Below are 18627 nucleotides of genomic sequence, written 5' to 3'. Positions count from 1 at the left end.
ATTGAATGTGGCTAACTACGCATTGTGGGGCGGTCTGGAAGACAGGGGGCTTAACGATGAGCGTAGGTGCTGCGTTGGCCGAGGCCCGTGAGCGCGCCGGACTGTCCGTGCGTCAGCTCAGCGAGCGCACGCGGATCCGCGAGACCGTCATCGAGCGCTTCGAGGGGGACGACTTCTCGGTGGGCGACTTCTACGCGCGCGGCCACCTCCGTACCATCGCGTCCGATCTCGGCCTGGACCCGGACGAGCTCGTGCGGCAGTACGAGCAGGAGCACCCGGGCGGCGACTCCCCGGTCAGGACGTCGGCGCTGTTCGGAGGGGCCGCCGTGCTGCGCGAGCGGGGCCGCCGGGGCTCCGGCTGGACGATGGCCGTCGCGGTCGCCCTGGCCATCGTCGTGATCGTCGTCGTCGCGCGGATGCTCGGAGGCTCCGGAGACAGGACGGGCCCGACGGCCGTCCGGCTCCCGGCGCCCGCGCAGCACGGGCAGGCGCGTCACGAGGGGGACCGGGAGGGCCGGAGCCTGGAGGAGGCCTTCGCGCCCGGCCTCGTGGTGGTCAAGGTCACCACGCGCAAGCCGTCCTGGATCGCCGTGAAGGACGCCAAGGGCAAGGCCATCTTCGAGGGCACGCTGCCGGAGGGGAGGACCACGACGTACTCGGCCAGGGACCGGGTGAAGATGGTCATCGGCGACGCCGGGGCGGTGCGGCTCGTGGTCAACGGCAGGGACCTCGGCGCGCCCGGCAGGGACGGCCAGATGGTGCGGCGGACCTTCGCCGCGGGCGGCCCGAGTCCCCGTTAATCGCCGACTGCCGATACCGTAGTTCGCATCATGTCTTCTCGCCGAACCGTATCGCTGATCACGCTGGGCTGCGCCCGCAACGAGGTCGACTCAGAGGAGCTCGCCGCGCGGCTCGAGGCCGCCGGGTGGCAGACCGGTGACGACGACCCGGACGTCGTCGTCGTCAACACCTGCGGCTTCATCGACTCGGCGAAGAAGGACTCCATCGACACCCTGCTCGCCGCGGCCGACTCGGGCGCGAAGGTGGTCGCGGCGGGCTGCATGGCCGAACGGTACGGCGCGCAGCTCGCCGACGCCCTGCCCGAGGCGTCCGTCATCTCCTTCGACGACTACGCGGAGATCGGGGAGCGTCTCGACGACGTCCTCGCGGGCAGGCCGCTGGTCCCGCACACCCCCCGGGACCGCCGCACGCTGCTGCCGATCAGCCCGGTGGAGCGCTCGGCGGCCCGGGCGCACATCCCCGGCCACGCCCAGGAGGACCCGCTGCCGCGGGGCGTCGCCCCCGCGAGCGGCCCGCGCACGCTGCGCAAGCGGCTCGGCTCCGGGCCGGTCGCCTCGCTGAAGCTCGCCTCGGGCTGCGACCGGCGCTGCACCTTCTGCGCCATCCCGGCCTTCCGCGGCTCGTACGTCTCGCGCGGTCCGGAGGACCTGCTCGCCGAGGCCGCGTGGCTGGCCGGCCAGGGCGTCAAGGAGCTGGTGCTGGTCAGCGAGAACTCCACGTCGTACGGCAAGGACCTGGGCGACCTGCGGGCGCTGGAGAAGCTGCTGCCGCGGCTGGCCGAGACCGACGGCGTCGAGCGGGTGCGGGTCAGCTACCTGCAGCCCGCCGAGCTGCGGCCGGGGCTGCTCGACGTGATCGCCTCGTCCGAGGGGATCGCGCCCTACTTCGACCTGTCCTTCCAGCACGCCAGCGGGCCGGTGCTGCGGCGGATGCGGCGCTTCGGCGACCCCCGGCGCTTCCTGGACCTCCTCGACCAGATCCGCGAGCGCGCGCCGGAGGCGGGCGTCAGGTCCAACTTCATCGTGGGCTTCCCGGGGGAGACCCAGGAGCAGTTCGAGGAGCTGGTGGGCTTCCTGGAGGAGGCCAGGCTCGACGTCATCGGCGTCTTCGGCTACTCCGACGAGGAGGGCACCGAGGCGTACGGCTTCGACGGCAAACTCGACCAGGACGTGATCGACGAACGCGTGGCGACGCTCACCGAGCTCGCCGAGGAGCTGACCGCCCAGCGGGCCGAGGAGCGTATCGGCACCGAACTGGAGGTGCTCATCGAGGAGGACCTCGGCGACGGCGGATACGAGGGCCGTGCGGCGCACCAGGGCCCCGAGGTCGACGGAGCGGTCACGGTCCAGGGCATCGGCCTGGTCCCCGGGCAGATCGTGCAGGCGGTCGCGGTCGACTCCGAGGGGGTCGACCTGATCGCCCGGATCAAGGCAGGCACATGACGGAGCGCGGCGAGCCGCCGGTGGAGGTGGCGGGCCCGGTAGAGGCCGCGGTAGAGGCCACCGTGGAGGCGCCGGTGGAGGCGACCGCGGAGATCGGCCCGTCGCCGGCCGCCGCCGTCCCCGTCGCGCCTCCCGCGCCTGTGACACCAGAGCCTCTGACGCCGGCGCCCGCCGCCGGCGAGGAGGGGACGGCCCGCCGCGTCAGCACCTGGAACATCGCGAACGCCCTGACCATCGCCCGCCTGGCGATCGTGCCCGTCTTCGTCGTCTTCCTGTTCGCCGAGGGCGAGGCCTGGCGGCTGGCGGCGCTGGGGGTGTTCCTGCTCGCGTCCGTCACCGACCAGCTCGACGGCTGGCTGGCCAGGAAGTACGCGCTGATCACGGACTTCGGGAAGATCGCCGACCCGATCGCGGACAAGGCGCTGATCGGCGCGGCGCTGCTGTGCCTGTCGTACCTCGGCGAGCTCGCCTGGTGGGTCACCCTGGTGATCATCGCTCGTGAGGCGGGAGTGACGCTGCTGCGTTTCCTCGTGATCAGGCACGGGGTTATCCCGGCCAGTTACGGGGGCAAGGTGAAGACCGTGCTGCAGATCGTGGCCATCGCGCTCTACATCGTGCCCGTCGTGCCCGACCTGGCCAGGTGGGCGGCGATGGGTCTCGCCCTGGTGGTCACGGTGGGGACCGGCGCCGACTACGTGGTGCGGGCGGTGCGGCTGCGGCAGGTGGCGAAGAGGGCGCGGACCGTATGACGGGCATGGCGGCGCACGTGCTGTCCCTGCTGGTCCGCCGGGGCGCGACGGCCGCCGTGGCCGAGTCGCTGACGGGCGGTCTGATCGGGGCCGCGATGACCGAGCCCATGGGGGCCTCGGCGGCCTTCCGCGGCGGGGTGGTCGCCTACGCCACCGACCTCAAGGCGAGCATCCTCGGCGTGCCGCCCGGCCTGCTGCAGCGGGAGGGGGCGGTGCACCCGGACGTGGCGGCGGCCATGGCGACAGGGGTGCGTAAGCTGACGGATTCGGACTACGGTCTGGCGGTGACGGGGGTCGCCGGTCCCGAGCCGCAGGACGGCAGACCGGTCGGCACGGTCCACATCGCCCTGGCCGGCCCGGGGGAGCGGCTCTGGCACCGTGACCTGCTCTTGACCGGGACCAGGGACGAGATCAGAAAGGCGACCCTCCGGGAGGCTTTGGACCTCTTGGAAGGTGTGCTACAGGCAAATTCGGGGGAACATCTCGGGTGATTACCGCGTTACGTCCCCAGCGAACATGCTCGCCACGGTCTGCCGCGGTGTTGCCCTCTACAGGTACGGTGGAGCTGTGAGTGAGGTCCGTGAGCCATCGGCGAGGAGCAAGACAGGCGCACGCCCGGCAAAGGGGCCGAGCGAACCAATGATGACGGCGAGGCGTATGTACGAAGGGCAGATGAAGAAGGGGCGCCATGAGCCCACCGTGCGAGGCGTCGTGAAGGCGCCCCCCTTGGGGAGGGAGCGACAGATGATCCTGCTGCGTCAGCTGCTCGGTGACGTACTGCGGCGGCTGAGGGTGCGGCAGAATCGCACCCTTCGCGAGGTCTCCACCGTGGCCCGTGTCTCACTCGGCTATCTGTCCGAGGTCGAACGCGGCCAGAAGGAAGCCTCTTCTGAGCTGCTCGCCTCGATCTGCGGCGCACTGGGCGTCCCGCTGTCCCAGGTGCTGCGTGAGGTGTCCGACCAGTTCGCGCTCGCCGAACTGCAGGCCGCCCCCATGCTCGCGGAACTGCCCGAGCACGAGCGGCTGCCGATTCCCGAGACCGTGCCCGCCGGCCCCGAGTTCGACGGCTTCCCCGAGGTCAAGGACATGGTCGCCGCCTAGAGACGGCGCTTCCGCCGCCCCGGGTCTCCGCCTGTGGCGAGGTCGTGCCGCCGTGCCTGACGCCGGACGCCCGGCCCCCGGGTGTGCGACCGGTGTCGCCTTCGCACGCAGGATCGCCGCGGCACAGTGTCCGGGCATGTGCCGGGCCTGTCGCACGACTGTTCTCCGTGCTCGTTTCCCCGCGCTCGTTCTCTCGCGCTTGTTGCCCCGCGCCTGTTACCCCGTGCTTGTTACCCCGTGCTTGTTCCCCAGTGCCTGGTCCCCTGTGGTTGTTCCCCTCGCGCCGCTATGGGCGCTGGCAGGCGGGACACCAGTAGACGAGCCGTTCGGACGGCTGCGGACCCATCTCCCCCCTGCTGATCGGACTGCCGCACCGCCGGCACGGACGGCGTGCCCTGCCGTACACGAGCAGTGACCGGCCGGGACGCGGATCACCGCTCGTCACCGGAAACGGCGCGTCCTTGCTCGCTTCCATCAGCCGGTGCGCGGCCGAGACCAGCGACTCCAGCTCCTCCGGCGGGATCGACCCGATGACGCGCCACGGCGACAGGCGCGCGGCCCACAGCGTCTCCGCCCGCCAGATCGTGCCGATTCCGGCCAGCACGCGCTGGTCGAGCAGCGCCTCTCCGATGGTCCGCCCGGGCTCCCGCAGCAGATTGCCCACGACCCGCCCCGGGTCCCAGTCGGGCCCGAGCAGATCCGGGCCGAGATGCCCGACGACCCGGTCCTCCCGGCCGGTGGGGACGAGGTCGACCATCCCCAGCCGGGTTCCGACCGCCTGCCACTCGGCGTTGGCGAGGACCAGCCGCACCACGTCGCCCCGGGGCACCGGCCGGCCCGCCGGGCCGACCCGCCAGCTGCCCTCCATGCGCAGGTGCGTGTGGACGGTGAGTCCGCCCTCCACCCGGGTCAGGAGATGCTTGCCGCGCGAGATCGTGGTGAGCACGGCCCGGCCCCGCAGATCGGCGGTGGCGTGGCGGGGCACCCGGAAGTCGCTGCGGGTCAGCGTCCGGCCGTCGAGGGCCTCCCGCAGGCGTTTCGCGGCCCGGTAGACCGAGTCACCCTCCGGCACGCCATCCTCCCGCGAGGATCAGGGACGGGCGGTTCACACCGGTGTGTGCGAGTCCCAGGCCGCCGGGTCGGCGGCCAGTTCGGTCACCCGGGGAGGCAGCTCGCCCTTGGCGATCTGCTCCAGGTTGACCTCCTCCAGGATGGCCCGCTCGCTCGCCCGCAGCGCGATCCACACCTGCTGCAACGCCTGGGCGGCGCCCTGGTAGCCGACGTGCTCGGGCCGCTCGCCCCTGACGTTGGCCAGAGGGCCGTCCACCGCGCGGATCACGTCGGCGAGGGAGATCTCGGCGGCCGGACGGGCCAGCACGTAGCCGCCCTCCGGGCCGCGCTGACCGCGTACGAGGCCGGCGCGGCGCATCTGAAGCAGGATGTTCTCCAGGTATTTGGGGGGCATCTCCTGCCCCTTGGCCAGCTCGCCCACCGTTGTGGGTCCCTCGCCCGCCGCGGCGAGCTCGGCGGCGGCACGGAGGGCGTAGTCGACACGGGCAGAAAGTCGCATGTAGCCGATTATCCCGCCTGGTTGGCCTCGGTACGACGCGCGGTCCCCTCTCACCTCCTGGTCTCACCCCACCCGCAGGCGTACGACGACCGGGAGGTGGTCGGAGAACGGCACCCTGGGGACGTCGGCGGCGACCGCCGTGAGCCCCTTCGAGATCAGCACGTGGTCGATGCGCCGGACGGGAGCGTCGGCGGGCGAGGTCGGCGGGTCGCCGAGCGCCCGCAGCGGATCGGTCAGGCCCGCGGCCTCCAGCACCCGCATCTGCGGGTCGGACGGCGTGGTGTTGAGGTCGCCCGCCACGATCACCGGTCGCGGCTCGGCCACGCCGACGCCGGGCGGGAGGGCGGCCGCGGCGAGCCGCCGGGCGATCGCCGCGACCTCGGGCGCCTGCCCCCGCGGCTCCTGCAGGTGGGTGTTGACGATCCCCACCTCGTGGTCGCCGACCTCCAGCACGATCGACTGGGCTTGGGCGCCGGTCGGATAGCCGTGCCGGTTCAGCCGGGTGGAGCCGATCTCTGTGACGGGCAGGTTCGTGAGCAGTGCGTCGCCCCAGAGACGGTCGGCGGCGGGGGCGAAGTGGTAGCGCATTCCCAGGCCCCGGGCGATCCTCGCCAGGTCGTCGTGCCCGCCGTTGAGCAGCCAGCCCCGGTCCACCTCGCTGAGCAGCACCACGTCGGGACGCCGCGCCGCGGCCCAGGCGGCGATCCGGTCGAGGTCGAGCCGGCCGCCGAGCCCGAACCCCATCCGGATGTTGTACGCCACGAGCGTGAACTCGTCCCCCTCGATCGGCCGTTCGGCAGGGAGCCGCTGCCAGGTGACGAGCCCGGTCAGCAGCGCGATCGACACCGCCGCCGAGCCCCATCGGCGGGGCGCCCGCCGTACGGGGGCGGACCGGTGCCGCCGGCCCCGCCGCAAGGCGACGACGGCGACCAGGACGGCCACCGCCACCGGGACCACCGCGTTGGGGAACCCGAGGTCGGCGTCGAAGGCCGCGTAGTAGAGGAAGGCCGCCACCAGGAACACCAGCATCCCGCCGAGCACGGCGACGCCCCCGCGCCGGGCCGCGGTCTCCGGGCCGGCGCCGATATCCTGTCCGGCGCCCGTGTCCTGTCCGGCGGCGGCGGCGCAGGCACCGAGGGCGATGGTCGCGACGATGGCGGCGAGGCCCGTCACACCCGCCTCCAGCGCCGCCACCGCGGCGACCAGGAAGGGCCCCGCCGCCCAGCCCCACGACGACGTCCAGGCGCACACGACGGCGGCGCACCACGCCCCCGCCTGCAGCGCGACCATCAGGGCGGTGTAGGCCCCGCTGTGCTGCCCGGCCTCCTGCGGCAGCATGCCCGAGCCGCCGCCGTACATGCCCGCGAGCAGGAGCATCGGGCCGAACGCGAACCACACGGCCGCCGGGGCCGGGCCGGGCGACGGGGGCGACAGGCGTACGGACCACAGGAAGGCGGCGCAGAGTGCTGTTACGGCGAGCCAGGGCAGCGGCCCGTCCCGCCAGACGAGGTCCACCCGGTCGAGGGCCAGGTGGAGGATCGAGGCGCCCGCCAGGCCCCCGACGAGCCCGGCCGGCACCCACGCGCCCCTGGTCGTGCGCGCGCAGCCGTGGAGGAAGACCAGCCCCGCCGTGACCCCGGCGGAGGCGAGCAGAAGCTGGGGCGTGCCCCCGTCGGAGACCTGCAGGCAGAGCCGGGCCGCGGTGAGCGCCACCGCGCCCGCCACCAGGACGATCCGGGGTGGGACGAGCCGGGCCGCGAATATCGCGGCGAACGGCAGGACGAACCACAGCGCCGCGTACAGCCCCATGCGTTCGGGAGAGGTCTCGCCCGCCCTGCCGAACAGGGTGATGAGGGACGGCAGGAACACCCGCACCACGTCGAACAGGAGCGCGACGCCCGTCACGAGCATGACCAGCGGCCACGGGGGAGCGGGCAGCCCGCGCCGCGGCGGGGCGTGCGGCTCCCGGGCCGTCTCGGTCATGGCGCTCCCTCGTCCCGGCCGGCTGGGCGGTCATGTGAGCCGTCCTCATAAGCCATCCTCATGCGGGCTGGGAGCGTTACCGGGAGCGGCGACCGGCGCGTTCTCCGCGCTCCCCGGCTCGCTAAGCTTTGCTGAAAACTTTGTTGCTCGTTCACGGGCGCCGGTCGTTCACGGGCGCGCGTGGTGGGAGCGCCGACGGGGGCCCGGCGAAGTCGGAGGGGTGTGCGGGTGCGCGCCGACGGTGAGCGGGAGACTCAGACGATGGGAAGCGGGAGTATGGAGCGACGTCCTGGCGTGCCCCGGCTGCTCCGGGAGATCAACGACCGGGCCGCCCTGGAACTGCTGCTCGCCTCGGGTCCCCTGACGCGTGGCCAGATCGGCCAGCTCACCGGACTGTCCAAGGTCACGGCCTCGCAGACGCTCGCGCGCCTGGAGGAGCGCGGCCTCGTGGAGGTCGTGGGGGAGCAGGCGGGCAACCGCGGCCCCAACGCCGCGCTGTACGGCGTGATCCCCTCCTGCGCGTACGTCGCGGGGCTCGACGTGGGGCCCGACCGGGTGTCGGCGGCGATCGCCGACATCAACGGGCACATCGTCGCCGAGGTGACGGCGTCTCCCGACGGCGCGGACGACCCGGTGTCGCTGGTGCACTCCGCCGTCGTGAAGGCCTGCCGCGGCGGCAGGGTCGCGCTGTCGCGGCTGCGGGGGGTCGTGATCGGCACGCCCGGCGTCGTGGACCCCCGCACCGGGGACGTGCGTTTCTCCTTCGACCTCCCGCAGTGGCACGAGGGCATCCACGAGGCGCTGGCGAGAGACCTGCGCCGGGACGTCACGATCGAGAACGACGTGAACCTCGCGGCGATCGCCGAACGCGCGCGGGGCGCCGCCCGCGAGGCCGACGACTTCGTGCTCGTCTGGGTCGGCCGGGGCATCGGCCTGGCCGTCGTGCTGGGTGGACGCCTGCACCGCGGCAGATCGGGCAGCGCGGGAGAGATCGGTTATCTCCCGGTGCCCGGGGTGCCCCTCGCCGACGACGTGCGGGCGATCCCCGGACGGCTGCCGTCGCTGCGGGGCGGACTGCAGTCACTGGTCAGCTCGGAGGCGGTCGGCGAACTCGCCCGCGAGCACGGCTTCGCCGGAGCCACCGCGGCCGACTGCGTGACCGCCGCGGTGGCCGCGGGGGCGGCGGGCGAGCCCCTGCTCGACGAGGTCGCCGCGCGACTGGCGCTCGGCGTCGCCTCGGTGTGCGTGGTGCTCGACCCCGGCCTCGTGGTCCTGGCCGGGGAGGTCTGCCGGGCCGGCGGGGAGGGCCTGGCCACCCGGGTGGAGGAGGCCGTGGCGCGCATCTGCCCCATACCGCCTCAGGTGATCCCCAGTCAGGTGGACGGCAACCCCGTGCTGCGCGGCGCCGTCCTCGCCGCGCTCGACCAGGCCCGCGAGGAGATCTTCACGGCGTAGGACGGCGTCGCCGTTACATGCCCTCCATGGAGTGGCCCGGCACGGCGCTCGTCGAAGGGCTCGGCATGTCGTCCATCGAGTGGCCCGGCACGTTCCCGTTCGCGTCGGTCACGGTGAACATACCGGCCATCCCCATGTCGGAGTGGCTCTGCACGTGGCAGTGGTACATCCACATCCCGGGGCCGACGCGTTCGCCGGCGATCACCTGGAAGCCGAAGGACTCGGCGGGTCCGGTGGTCTTGGTGTCGATGACGCGGCTCGGGTCCTGCGGGCCTCTCAGCATGCCGGTGCGGTTGTCGGCCCAGCGGTGTCCGTGGATGTGGAAGGTGTGAAACAGGTTGCCGTGGGCGATGACGATGAACTCCACGCGTTCGCCCAGCTTGGCGGTGAAGTCGGGCGCCTGGGTGAGGTTGTTGGTCTTCATGTCGTTGAAGACGACGGTGAGGGTCTTGTCGGGGAGGATGTCGCCGGTTCGGCGTACCACGAGCGGTCCGTAGAGGCCGCGCAGGATGCCGCCGGTGCCGTGGTCGGTTCCCACGACGTGGTCGTGGTAGTGCCAGTAGCCCGCGCTGCCGGGCTCGATGGTGCCGTCGGTGCGGGTGCCCGGGGTGTGGGTGCGCCAGGTGTAGACGTACCGGCCCCCCGGCTGCACCACGCTGTCGTTCATCCGCGTGCCGTCGCTGGAGGTTTCGTAGTCCACTCCGTGGGCGTGCAGGCTGGCGGTCACGTCGGTGTTGTTGACCAGCTCGATTTCGAGGGTCTCGCCCTCGATCATCTCGATGAGGGGGCCGGGGATCGTGGGCTTGCCGGCCTCCAGGCCGTAGCCCAGCTGACCGTCGGGCAGCTTCTCCGCATACAGGGTGATGCGGCGGACGCCGCCCGGCGTGCCCGCGGTCCTGGCCGTGGTGCCGGCCACGGTCCCCGCCGTGGTCTTGTCCGCAGGCGCCGCGGTGACCTGGCTCGCCACGGCGAAGGGCGCGACCGCGGCGGCTGCCGCCGCGGTGGTGGCGAAGGCGCGCCGGGAGAACAGGCGTCGCGTCACGTCAGTGTTTTTCTCGGTCATGGGTTCCCAATCGGTGACGGCACTCGCCCGGGTGCGGCGAGCTGGGGGTGGTCCGAGCTGGAGGATGGTCTGTGCCGGCGCTGCCAGGTCAGCCGCAGCTGATCGCGCTGTAGCCGGTCTCGTAGGTCGAGGTGACCTTCTTGCCGCCGATCGTCGCTGTCCCGGTCACGGTGACCTTGCCCGCGCCGATCTGCTTGGCCCGCGTGTTGAAGGACTGGTACGCCTGCTTGCCCGGGGCCACGTTGGCCACGGTCGTGGAGCCGTACGGGGTGGTCAGCGTCACGGTCGCCGGCACGTCGCCGTGGTTGACGGCCGTGACCGCGACGTACACCGACGTGCCCACGCAGCGGGACGCGGCGGTGACGGTCAGCGGCACCTTCTCGCTCGCGCCGGTCACCGTGAACGTCCCGGACATCCCCGCATCCGAATAGCCCTGTACGTGGCAGTGGTACATCCACTTCCCGGGGCCGACGCGTTCGCCGGCGATCACCTGGAAGCCGAAGGACTCGGCGGGTCCGGTGGTCTTGGTGTCGATGACGCGGCTCTGGTCCTCCAGGTCTTCCAGCATGCCGGTGCGGTTGTCGGCCCAGCGGTGTCCGTGGATGTGGAAGGTGTGGAAGAAGTTGCCGTGGGCGATGACGATGAACTCGACTCGTTCGCCGAGTTCGGCGGTGAAGTCGGGCGCCTGGGCGAGGTTGTTGGTCTTCATGTCGTTGAAGACGACGGTGAAGGTCTTGTCGGGGAGGATGTCGCCCGTGCGCCGTACCACCAGTGGCCCGTAGAGTCCGCGCAGGATGCCGCCGGTGCCGTGGTCGGTTCCCACGACGTGGTCGTGGTAGTGCCAGTAACCCGCGCTGCCGGGTGCGAAGGTGCCGTCGGGGCGGTCACCCTGGGCGTGGGTGCGCCAGGTGTAGACGTACCGGCCTCCCGGCTCCACCACGCTGTCGTTCATCCGCGTGCCGTCGCTGTTCCATTCATAGTCCACTCCGTGGACATGCAGGCTGGCGGTCACGCCCGTGTTGTTGACCAGCTCGATTTCGAGGGTCTCGCCCTCGATCATCTCGATGAGGGGGCCGGGGATCGTGGGCTTGCCGGCCTCCAGGCCGTAGCCCAGCTGACCGTCGGGCAGCTTCTCCGCATACAGGGTGATGCGGCGGACGTCGCCCGGCGTACCCGCCGTCTTGTCCGCGGCCTTGTCCGCGGGAGCGGCGGTGACCTGACTCGCCACGGCGAACGGCGCGACCGCGGCGGCTGTCGCCGCGGTGGTGGCGAAGGCGCGCCGGGAGAACAGGCGTCGCGTCGCGTCGGTGCTTTTCTCGGTCATGGTTCCCAATCGGTGACGGCGCTCGCCCGGGTGCGGCGAGCCGGGGGGTGGTCCGAGCTGAGGGGGTCGAGGGCGCCGGCGGTGAGCCGGCGCATAGGACGTGGGGGCTGGGGGTGGGGCTCGGAGGCCGGCCTATGGGGCGCAGGGCATCCCGGTCCGGAGGTATTCGCGCAGGTAGAAGGGAAGTTCCATGGGTGCCTAGCAGGTCTTTCGCCGATTCTTCGATAAGAATGGTAACGAACTAGTGAACTTTGTCATCAATGTGGACTAAGTGCTGCCAGACTGTTACGTTTTCCGCCGTAGCGCCTGAGGATTCGGCCACCGGCCTCTGCAGGGATGGAGGACGTCACGGCACCGGCACCGGCATCGGCGAGGCCGGTGAGCACCGCGGCTGACCAGACAGTTCTTCCGAAGGTTGCTGTCGCACCCCCAACCAAAGGAGTGGACGATGGGCCGAAGAGACCTCTTCGCACACCCCGATCACCCGCCTGGCGCCGCGCCGTGATCATAATGTCAAACGTCCCCCTGACCGTGGGAGCGGCGACGCCGCCCGTCATGGCCGCGCCGGCCTGCCACCACTTCGAGGTCGACATTGACCTGGCCGAGTTCCGCAACGCCCGTGTGCGTGAGCTCTCCCGCCCGGCACGCCCTCCGAGCGACGCCGGCCGCAGCGCGATGTCCGCCGGCCGACGCATCGGATCATGAGAGGTACAACGGTATGCGCATCAGATCTTCTTCGGGCTTCCTCAGTGGTTTGCGGAGGGCGCTCAGAACCCCTGCCACGCTCGGACGCATCGTCCTGGTGATGCTGGCGGTGGCACTGCCGACGGTGTGGCTGTCGGGAGTCGGAGCCGCGGCACAGAGCCAGGGCCAGAGCCAGCAGGCCGGCCAGGCGGCGGAGCAGACGCTCGTCTGGACCGCCGACAACAGCTACACCGAGTACAAGTCCGTGCCGATCACGGCGACGGCCGGCCCCGCGACGATCGTCTTCGAGACCAACGAGTCGACCGGCAACACCTTCGGGATGACGCACACGCTGACGTTCGACGTCTCCAGCCCCGGCTACAACCACGACGTCAACGTCAACATCCTCGCCAGCCCCTTCGACACGAGCGGGGGCAGGCACGAGGTTCAGGTGAACCTCACCCCCGGAACGTACCGCTACTACTGCATGATCCCCGGTCACGCGGGCATGGTCGGCGAGCTCGTGGTCACCAGCGCGGGCCCCACCGACACGACGCCGCCGCAGGTGTCGGCGTCGGTGTCGGGCGAGAAGGACGACGATGGCAACTACGTGGGCTCCGCCGCGGTGACCGTCTCGGCCACCGACGACGAGTCCGGGGTGGACACGGTGGAGTACGCCCTGGACGGCGGCGCGTTCCAGGCCTACACGGCCCCGGTGCCGGTGAGCCAGGTCGGCCAGCACACCGTGCGCTACCGGGCGACCGACAAGGCCGGCAACACCTCTGCGGTCGCCACGACCACGTTCACGGTGGTGGCCCCGCAGCCGAAGGACACCACCCCGCCGGCGGTGTCGGCGGCCGTGGCCGGCACGAAGGACGACGATGGCAACTACGTGGACTCCGCCACGGTGACCATCACCGCGACCGACGCGGAGTCCGGTGTGGACTCGATTGAGTACGCCCTGGACGGCGCTGCGTTCCAGGCCTACACGGCCCCGGTGCCGGTGAGCCAGGTCGGCGAGCACACCGTGCGCTACCGGGCGACCGACAAGGCCGGCAACACCTCCGCGGTCGCCACGACCACGTTCACGGTCGTCATGGCGCCGCCGCCCGCAAGGACGCCGCTGACCGTCACCGCCTCGGCCCGCTGCGTGGGCACGTCGGTGTACGTCGCGGTCACGGCCGTCAACGACGGCGACGTGCCGGCGACCGTGACGCTGACGACCTCGTACGGCTCGACGACCGTGGCCGACGTGGCCCCGGGCAAGCGGGCGTACCAGTCCTTCAACGCGCGGGCCAAGCAGGTCGCCGCGGGCGAGGTCACCGTCACGGGGACGTCGATCATCGACGGCGAGAAGGTCACCACGCCCTACGAGGCCGCCTACAGCGCGATCAGCTGCGGCTGACCGGGCCGGCGTACCGGGGACGCCACCGTGGTGAACAGGGGCCGGCCGGTCGATTGACCGGCCGGCCCCACTCCTACAGCCCCACCGCCAAGGGGCCACCGCTCAGCAGCTCCACCGCGGCCTGGGCGTTGGCGCGGGCCGCGCCGTACGTCGCGAGGTAGGCGCCCGCCCCGGGCCGCCAGATCGGCAGGCCCATCTCCATGACGACCGCGTCCGGGCGGGCGGCGAGCAGCGCGGAGATCAGGTCCCGGCTGCGCGGGTGCCGGTGCGCGTCCTTCACGACCACGAGCAGTGAACGGCCCTGTGCCCGGCCGAGCAGCGCGGCGGCGTCGGCGTCCTCGGGCCTGACCCGGACGATCTCCGCGTGCGGCAGCCACGGCCCGACCCCCCACGGCACCTCGCCCACCGCGATCGTCGGCGGGGTGTCCAGTTCGACCACGAACGGGTCGACCAGCGGCGCCGCCGAGCCCGTCAGCGACACGGCGCGGCGGGCCGCGTCCAGCCCCACGACCTGGCTCTCGTCCCCGGCGGACGCATCCGGCCGGGCGAACCAGTCACGCAGCCGGTCCACCCGACCGGCCGCCTCCTCCAGGCGCCCGGCGGGGAGCCGGCCCTCGGTGACGGCCTCCGCGATGTGCGCCACCATCCGCCGTACGTCCTCCGGCGTGGGCAGCGGTCCGAGGCACAGCAGGTCGGCGCCCGCGGCCAGGGACAGCACGGCGCCCTCGGCGAGCCCCACGCTCTCGCTGATCGCGTGCATGTCGAGGGCGTCGCTGATCACCACGCCGTCGTAGCCCAGCTCGCGGCGCAGCAGCCGGGTCAGCGCCTCCCGGCTGAGCGTGGCCGGCAGGTCGCCGGTCAGCTCGGGCACCGCCACGTGCGCCGTCATGATCGACTTCGTGCCCGCCCGGATCGCCGCGAGGAACGGGACCAGCTCACGCTCCCTCAGCAGGTCGAGGGAGGCGTCGACCAGCGGGATCTCCAGGTGGGAGTCCTGGTGCGTGGCGCCGTGGCCGGGGAAGTGCTTGACGCAGGCGGCGATCCCGGCCGACTGCAGGCCGCGTACGGCGGCCACCGTGTGCCGCGCCACGAGGTCCGGCGACGGGCCGAACGACCGGGTGCCGATGATCGGGTTGTCGTCGGCGGTGTTGACGTCGGCCACGGGCCCCATGTCGAGGTTCACCCCGCACCGGGCGAGGTCGGCGGCCATGGCATGGTAGACGCGCTCGGTCAGGTCCACGTCGTCCACCCGGCCGAGCGCCGCGTTGCCCGGATAGGCGCTCCCGGTGTGGTAGGCCAGCCGGGTGACGTCCCCGCCCTCCTCGTCCAGGGAGACCACGGGCCGCGCGGCCTCGTTCAGCCGGGCCGTGAGCGCGCCGACCTGCTCGCCGGAGGCCACGTTGAAGCCGAACAGGCACACGCCGCCGAGGCCGTCCTCCAGGCCGCGCAGGACCCAGTCCGGCGCGGTCGTGCCCCGGAACGAGATGAGCAGCGCGCCCGCCGCGAGCCGGTGCAGGCCCGGATCGCCGGTACGCGTGGACAGGTCTGCGGCCCCCGGCTGGGAGTCGCGGGTGGCGGACATGGTGTCTCGGCTCCTTCGTGGAGAGTTTCGTGAGAGTGAGAGCGGAGGGCGCGCGGGCAGGGCCCGTACGGCCACCGGGTGCGGCGGCCGTACGAAGCGGGGGTGCCCGTAGCGGTGTGGTTAACCCTTGACCGCGCCCGCGACGAGGCCGGAGACCATCCGCCGCTGGACCAGCAGGAAGAAGACGAGGACCGGGATGGTCATCAGGGTCGAGGCGGCCATGATGCCGCCCCAGTCGGTCGACCGCTGGCCGACGAAGAACTGCAGTGCGACCGGCATCGTGTACTTGCCCTGGTCGCCGATCAGGGTCAGGGCGTAGACGAACTCGTTCCAGGTGGTGATGAAGGCGAAGATGCTGGTGGCGACGAGGCCGGGCGCGACCAGCGGGAACAGCACCCGCCAGAAGGTGGTGAACCGGCCGGCGCCGTCGATCCAGGCCGCCTCCTCCAGTTCCTTGGGCACGGCGGCGACGAACGTGCGCAGCATCCAGACGGAGAACGGCAGCGTCAGGCCGACGTTGATGACGATCAGGCCGAGCAGCTGGTCGTACAGGCCGAGCCGCTTGACCATGGTGAACAGCGGGATCAGCAGCGCCTCGGCCGGCACCATCTGCACGATCAGCAGCAGGATCAGGAACGACGTGCGGAACCGGAACCGGAACCTCGCCACGGCGGTCGCCGCGAGCAGCGCGAAGACCGCGCCGAGCACGACGGCGCTGAGCGCCACGAGGGTGCTGTTGACCAGGTACTGCCAGATCGAGTGCCCCGCGACGCCCCTGGTGAAGACGCGTTCGACGTGGTCCAGCGACGGCGGGCTCGGGAAGGGGATGAAGCTCGTGGTGAAGATCTGGTCGTTCGGCTTGAACGCCGTGGCGACCATCCAGTAGACGGGGAAGACCGCGAAGAGGAACACCGCGACCCCGGCCGCGTTCAGCGCGGCCCGTCCGAGCCTCCTGCGGGTCAGCGGGCTCATCGGATGTCGTCCTCCGTCTTCACGATCTGCCGGACGTACACGAAGGTGATCAGCAGCAGGATCACGGTCAGCACGACCGCGATGGCGGCGCCGAGGCCCATTTTCGGCGGGCTGCTGAACGCCTCTGCGTAGCTCCACAGCGACAGGTTGAACGCGTCGCGGTTCACCGTGCCGCCGGCCAGCAGGTAGAGCTGGGTGAATACCTTGAAGTCCCAGATGACCGACAGCACGACCAGCACCGAGAACACCGGTTTGAGCAGTGGAAGCGTGATCCTCCGGAACGTGTGGACCGCGCCCGAGCCGTCCATCTTCGCCGCCTCGTACAGCTCGCCGGGGATGCTCTTGAGCCCGGCCAGCACCGATACCGCGATGAACGGGAACGACGCCCACACCACGGCCATGACCAGCACGAAGTAGAGCGTGAGCGTGTCGTTGAACCACGGGTGCCCGCTCCAGTCGGCCTGGCCGAACAGCAGGTTCGACAGCCTGTCGGGCAGCAGGTTCAGGGTCCAGTTGACCACCCCGGCGTCGGAGTCGAACAGCCACTTCCAGACGATGGCCTGCGCGGTGGGCGGGGTGGCCCAGGCGGCCATGATGCCGACGACGACGAAGGTCGACATCTTCGGGCCCAGCCGGTGCAGCAGCAGGCCGACGAGGGTGCCGAGGGCGAGGGTCAGCGCGACGGTCACGACGGCGAAGAGCACGGTGTTGCGGAGCGACGACCAGAACAGGTCGGAGCCGAAGATCTGCGTGTAGTTGTCCACGCCGACGAACTCGGCGGGCGCGGGATTGACGGCCTTGATCTGCCGGAGCCCGACCTTGTGGAAGGACATCACGACCATCTGGTACAGCGGGTAGAGCAGGAGCGCGGCGATGACCAGGAGGCCGGGCAGGATCAGGACGTACGGGACGGCTCTGGGAGAGAGGGCCGGGCGGCCGGGCCGTCTGCGCGGGCGCCGCGCCGGGGCGGAGGTGTCGGCTCCGCCCCGGGCGAGGGTTGACGTGTGGGTCATGAGTCCTACTGGTTGAGGATCGTCTCAAGCTCGGAGTTGGCGTCCGTCAGAGCCTGGTCGACGCTCTTCTTGCCCTCGATCACCGAGCGTGCCGCGTTCTGCAGCACGGCCTTGGTGTCGTTGGCCTCGGCCCAGTTGGGGCTGGCCGGGAAGCCCTTGGCGACCTTGAAGGTGTCCGTGAAGGGCTTCTGGGCGGGGTCGCCGCCCATCTCGGCGAGCGCGTCGGGGTAGAGCGGGAGCAGGCCGCCCTCCTTGGCGTACCGGACGCCGAACTCCTTGCCGGCGGCGAGCTTGAGATACTCGGCGGCGAGCTCGGGGTTCTTGGCGTCCTTCCAGATGGCGATGTCGTTGCCGCCCTGGAAGGCGGGCGCCGGGCCGGAGCCGTCCTTGGCCGGGAGCGAGAAGAAGCCCATCTTCGACTCGTCGACCTTGCCCTTGCTCTGCTCCTTGATGGCGGCGATGTCCCAGCCGCCGGTGACGTACATGCCGACCTTGCCGGCGGCGAAACGCTGGGCGATGTCCACCGAGTTCTGCGTCAGGCGGCCCTTGCCGGACACGCCGTCCTTGGCGACCAGGTCCGTGTAGAACTGGAAGCCCTCCTTGAAGCCCGGCTGGGTGAGCTGGCCCACCCACTTGCCGCCCTCGAACTTGGCGAAGTCGCCCCCGGCGGACCAGACGAACGGCGACAGCGACATGTTCGCGTCCGAGCCGCCGTTGAAGGCGAAGCCGTCGACGTCCTTGCCCTGCTTGTCGACGATCTTCTTGCCCGCGGCGATCAGCTCGTCCCAGGTCTTCGGGACCTCGATGCCGAGCTTGTCGAACCAGTCCTTGCGGTAGAGCACGGCCCGGGTGCCGCCGCCCCACGGCACGGCGTAGATCTTGTCGTCGATCGTCTCGTAGCTCCACAGGTTCTGCGGGATCTCCTGGAGCTCGGTGTCGCCCTTGACGATGCCGGTGATGTCGGCCAGGGCGTCCTGCGCCACCCAGGCGGCGACCTGGTCGTTGCCGAACTCGGTGATGTCCGGGCCCTCGCCGCCGGCGAGGGCGGCGGTCCACTTCTTCTGTGCGTCGGGCCAGGGGATCCACTGGACCTTCGCCTCGGCGCCCGTCTGCTCCTTGAACTTGGCGCCCAGGTCGTCCATGTATTTGGTGAAGACGTCGGTGGGGGCACCGAGTCGCCACACGGTAAGAGTCTGGCCCGCGAACTTGGGACCGCCGGCTGCCGCGGAGGCCGCCGGCGCGGCCGCGTCCTTGGAGTCGTCGCTTCCGCAAGCGGCGAGTCCCAGGGCCAGGACGGCGGTCGCGGTGGTCGCGACCGCGATCTTCACAATCTTCACGATGGTTCTCTCCCTTCCCGGCTTCGCGTCGGGGGTGCGCCTCGTGGGGGTGTCGGCGGGCCGCTCACCTGCTGGAAGGCGCTCTCCTTTCGGTCGGCGCTCATGGCGTCCCGAGGCTGATCGGTTGCCTCCGGGCTGGCTGGCGC

Annotated in this window: 17 protein-coding genes; 8 read left to right on the top strand and 9 right to left on the bottom strand. The window is 71.5% G+C overall.

Annotated features, from left to right (window positions below):
- Positions 1-56: 56 nt before the first annotated feature.
- The 5 genes from HHX40_RS03565 to HHX40_RS03545 all read left to right on the top strand — a co-directional run bounded on the left by HHX40_RS03565 (position 57) and on the right by HHX40_RS03545 (position 4093).
- Positions 57-800 carry a helix-turn-helix domain-containing protein gene (locus HHX40_RS03565; RefSeq protein ID WP_182879373.1) on the top strand — a complete coding sequence of 248 codons (744 nt, stop codon included), beginning with the start codon at positions 57-59 and terminating at the stop codon, positions 798-800.
- Positions 801-830: 30 nt separating this feature from the next.
- Complete coding sequence (rimO, locus tag HHX40_RS03560; RefSeq protein WP_111699711.1) at positions 831-2243, top strand: 30S ribosomal protein S12 methylthiotransferase RimO; 1413 nt, start codon at positions 831-833, stop codon at positions 2241-2243.
- Positions 2240-2992, top strand: coding sequence for a CDP-diacylglycerol--glycerol-3-phosphate 3-phosphatidyltransferase (gene pgsA / locus HHX40_RS03555; protein ID WP_182879372.1), 753 nt, complete (start codon positions 2240-2242; stop codon positions 2990-2992). The genes rimO and pgsA overlap by 4 nt, the downstream gene beginning before the upstream one ends.
- Positions 2989-3483 (top strand): CinA family protein, encoded by a 495-nt coding sequence (locus tag HHX40_RS03550; protein WP_111699709.1) that lies wholly within the window; start codon positions 2989-2991, stop codon positions 3481-3483. The genes pgsA and HHX40_RS03550 overlap by 4 nt, the downstream gene beginning before the upstream one ends.
- 253 nt (positions 3484-3736) lie before the next feature.
- Entirely contained in the window at positions 3737-4093 is a 357-nt protein-coding gene (locus HHX40_RS03545) for a helix-turn-helix domain-containing protein (protein WP_111699708.1), read from the top strand.
- Positions 4094-4379: 286 nt separating this feature from the next.
- On the opposite strand, the gene HHX40_RS03540 is transcribed toward HHX40_RS03545, so the two are convergent.
- The 3 genes from HHX40_RS03540 to HHX40_RS03530 form a co-directional block, all read right to left on the bottom strand.
- Positions 4380-5165 (bottom strand): Fpg/Nei family DNA glycosylase, encoded by a 786-nt coding sequence (locus HHX40_RS03540; protein WP_182879371.1) that lies wholly within the window; start codon positions 5163-5165, stop codon positions 4380-4382.
- A gap of 33 nt (positions 5166-5198) precedes the next feature.
- Positions 5199-5663 carry an RrF2 family transcriptional regulator gene (locus HHX40_RS03535; RefSeq protein WP_111699706.1) on the bottom strand — a complete coding sequence of 155 codons (465 nt, stop codon included), beginning with the start codon at positions 5661-5663 and terminating at the stop codon, positions 5199-5201.
- A 63-nt stretch (positions 5664-5726) separates the two neighbouring features.
- Positions 5727-7646, bottom strand: a complete 1920-nt coding sequence (locus HHX40_RS03530; RefSeq protein WP_182879370.1) for an endonuclease/exonuclease/phosphatase family protein — start codon at positions 7644-7646, stop codon at positions 5727-5729.
- 276 nt (positions 7647-7922) lie between these two features.
- Between HHX40_RS03530 and HHX40_RS03525 the strand changes: the two genes are divergently transcribed.
- Positions 7923-9101 (top strand): ROK family transcriptional regulator, encoded by a 1179-nt coding sequence (locus tag HHX40_RS03525; RefSeq protein WP_182879369.1) that lies wholly within the window; start codon positions 7923-7925, stop codon positions 9099-9101.
- 13 nt (positions 9102-9114) lie between these two features.
- On the opposite strand, the gene HHX40_RS03520 is transcribed toward HHX40_RS03525, so the two are convergent.
- Together HHX40_RS03520 and HHX40_RS03515 are read right to left on the bottom strand one after the other, a co-directional pair.
- Complete coding sequence (locus tag HHX40_RS03520) at positions 9115-10143, bottom strand: multicopper oxidase domain-containing protein (RefSeq protein WP_220498561.1); 1029 nt, start codon at positions 10141-10143, stop codon at positions 9115-9117.
- A 109-nt stretch (positions 10144-10252) separates the two neighbouring features.
- Complete coding sequence (locus HHX40_RS03515; RefSeq protein ID WP_182879367.1) at positions 10253-11488, bottom strand: multicopper oxidase domain-containing protein; 1236 nt, start codon at positions 11486-11488, stop codon at positions 10253-10255.
- Positions 11489-11998: 510 nt separating this feature from the next.
- Here HHX40_RS03515 and HHX40_RS03510 point away from each other — a divergent pair.
- Both HHX40_RS03510 and HHX40_RS03505 read left to right on the top strand, forming a co-directional pair.
- On the top strand, positions 11999-12193 hold the full coding sequence (locus tag HHX40_RS03510) for a hypothetical protein (protein ID WP_182879366.1): 195 nt from the start codon (positions 11999-12001) through the stop codon (positions 12191-12193).
- A gap of 100 nt (positions 12194-12293) precedes the next feature.
- Entirely contained in the window at positions 12294-13577 is a 1284-nt protein-coding gene (locus tag HHX40_RS03505; protein ID WP_182879365.1) for an OmpL47-type beta-barrel domain-containing protein, read from the top strand.
- Between the two features lie 73 nt (positions 13578-13650).
- On the opposite strand, the gene HHX40_RS03500 is transcribed toward HHX40_RS03505, so the two are convergent.
- The 4 genes from HHX40_RS03500 to HHX40_RS03485 all read right to left on the bottom strand — a co-directional run bounded on the left by HHX40_RS03500 (position 13651) and on the right by HHX40_RS03485 (position 18481).
- Complete coding sequence (locus tag HHX40_RS03500; RefSeq protein ID WP_182879364.1) at positions 13651-15159, bottom strand: glycoside hydrolase family 3 protein; 1509 nt, start codon at positions 15157-15159, stop codon at positions 13651-13653.
- 120 nt (positions 15160-15279) lie between these two features.
- Positions 15280-16131, bottom strand: coding sequence for a carbohydrate ABC transporter permease (locus HHX40_RS03495; protein WP_111699699.1), 852 nt, complete (start codon positions 16129-16131; stop codon positions 15280-15282).
- A complete protein-coding gene (locus HHX40_RS03490; protein ID WP_182879363.1) occupies positions 16128-17144 on the bottom strand; it encodes a carbohydrate ABC transporter permease in 1017 nt (338 codons plus the stop codon). The genes HHX40_RS03495 and HHX40_RS03490 overlap by 4 nt, the downstream gene beginning before the upstream one ends.
- A gap of 5 nt (positions 17145-17149) precedes the next feature.
- Entirely contained in the window at positions 17150-18481 is a 1332-nt protein-coding gene (locus HHX40_RS03485; protein WP_182874796.1) for a sugar ABC transporter substrate-binding protein, read from the bottom strand.
- Between the last annotated feature and the right edge of the window lie 146 nt (positions 18482-18627).

Source organism: Microbispora sp. H10949 (assembly GCF_014161435.1).
Lineage (GTDB): Bacteria > Actinomycetota > Actinomycetes > Streptosporangiales > Streptosporangiaceae > Microbispora > Microbispora triticiradicis.
The sequence above is the reverse complement of the archived record's forward strand: the minus strand, read 5'-3'. Positions and strand labels throughout refer to the sequence as shown.

Bases quoted from the DNA above. Each gene is read 5' to 3' on its own strand.
- HHX40_RS03565 (WP_182879373.1), top strand. From the start codon at position 57: ATGAGCGTAGGTGCTGCGTTGGCCGAGGCCCGTGAGCGCGCCGGACTG.
- rimO (WP_111699711.1), top strand. From the start codon at position 831: ATGTCTTCTCGCCGAACCGTATCGCTGATCACGCTGGGCTGCGCCCGC.
- HHX40_RS03500 (WP_182879364.1), bottom strand. From the start codon at position 15,159: ATGTCCGCCACCCGCGACTCCCAGCCGGGGGCCGCAGACCTGTCCACG.
- HHX40_RS03510 (WP_182879366.1), top strand. From the start codon at position 11,999: ATGTCAAACGTCCCCCTGACCGTGGGAGCGGCGACGCCGCCCGTCATG.
- HHX40_RS03530 (WP_182879370.1), bottom strand. From the start codon at position 7,646: ATGACCGAGACGGCCCGGGAGCCGCACGCCCCGCCGCGGCGCGGGCTG.
- HHX40_RS03515 (WP_182879367.1), bottom strand. From the start codon at position 11,488: ATGACCGAGAAAAGCACCGACGCGACGCGACGCCTGTTCTCCCGGCGC.
- HHX40_RS03495 (WP_111699699.1), bottom strand. From the start codon at position 16,131: ATGAGCCCGCTGACCCGCAGGAGGCTCGGACGGGCCGCGCTGAACGCG.
- HHX40_RS03545 (WP_111699708.1), top strand. From the start codon at position 3,737: ATGATCCTGCTGCGTCAGCTGCTCGGTGACGTACTGCGGCGGCTGAGG.
- HHX40_RS03535 (WP_111699706.1), bottom strand. From the start codon at position 5,663: ATGCGACTTTCTGCCCGTGTCGACTACGCCCTCCGTGCCGCCGCCGAG.
- HHX40_RS03525 (WP_182879369.1), top strand. From the start codon at position 7,923: ATGGAGCGACGTCCTGGCGTGCCCCGGCTGCTCCGGGAGATCAACGAC.
- HHX40_RS03490 (WP_182879363.1), bottom strand. From the start codon at position 17,144: ATGACCCACACGTCAACCCTCGCCCGGGGCGGAGCCGACACCTCCGCC.
- pgsA (WP_182879372.1), top strand. From the start codon at position 2,240: ATGACGGAGCGCGGCGAGCCGCCGGTGGAGGTGGCGGGCCCGGTAGAG.
- HHX40_RS03550 (WP_111699709.1), top strand. From the start codon at position 2,989: ATGACGGGCATGGCGGCGCACGTGCTGTCCCTGCTGGTCCGCCGGGGC.
- HHX40_RS03505 (WP_182879365.1), top strand. From the start codon at position 12,294: ATGCTGGCGGTGGCACTGCCGACGGTGTGGCTGTCGGGAGTCGGAGCC.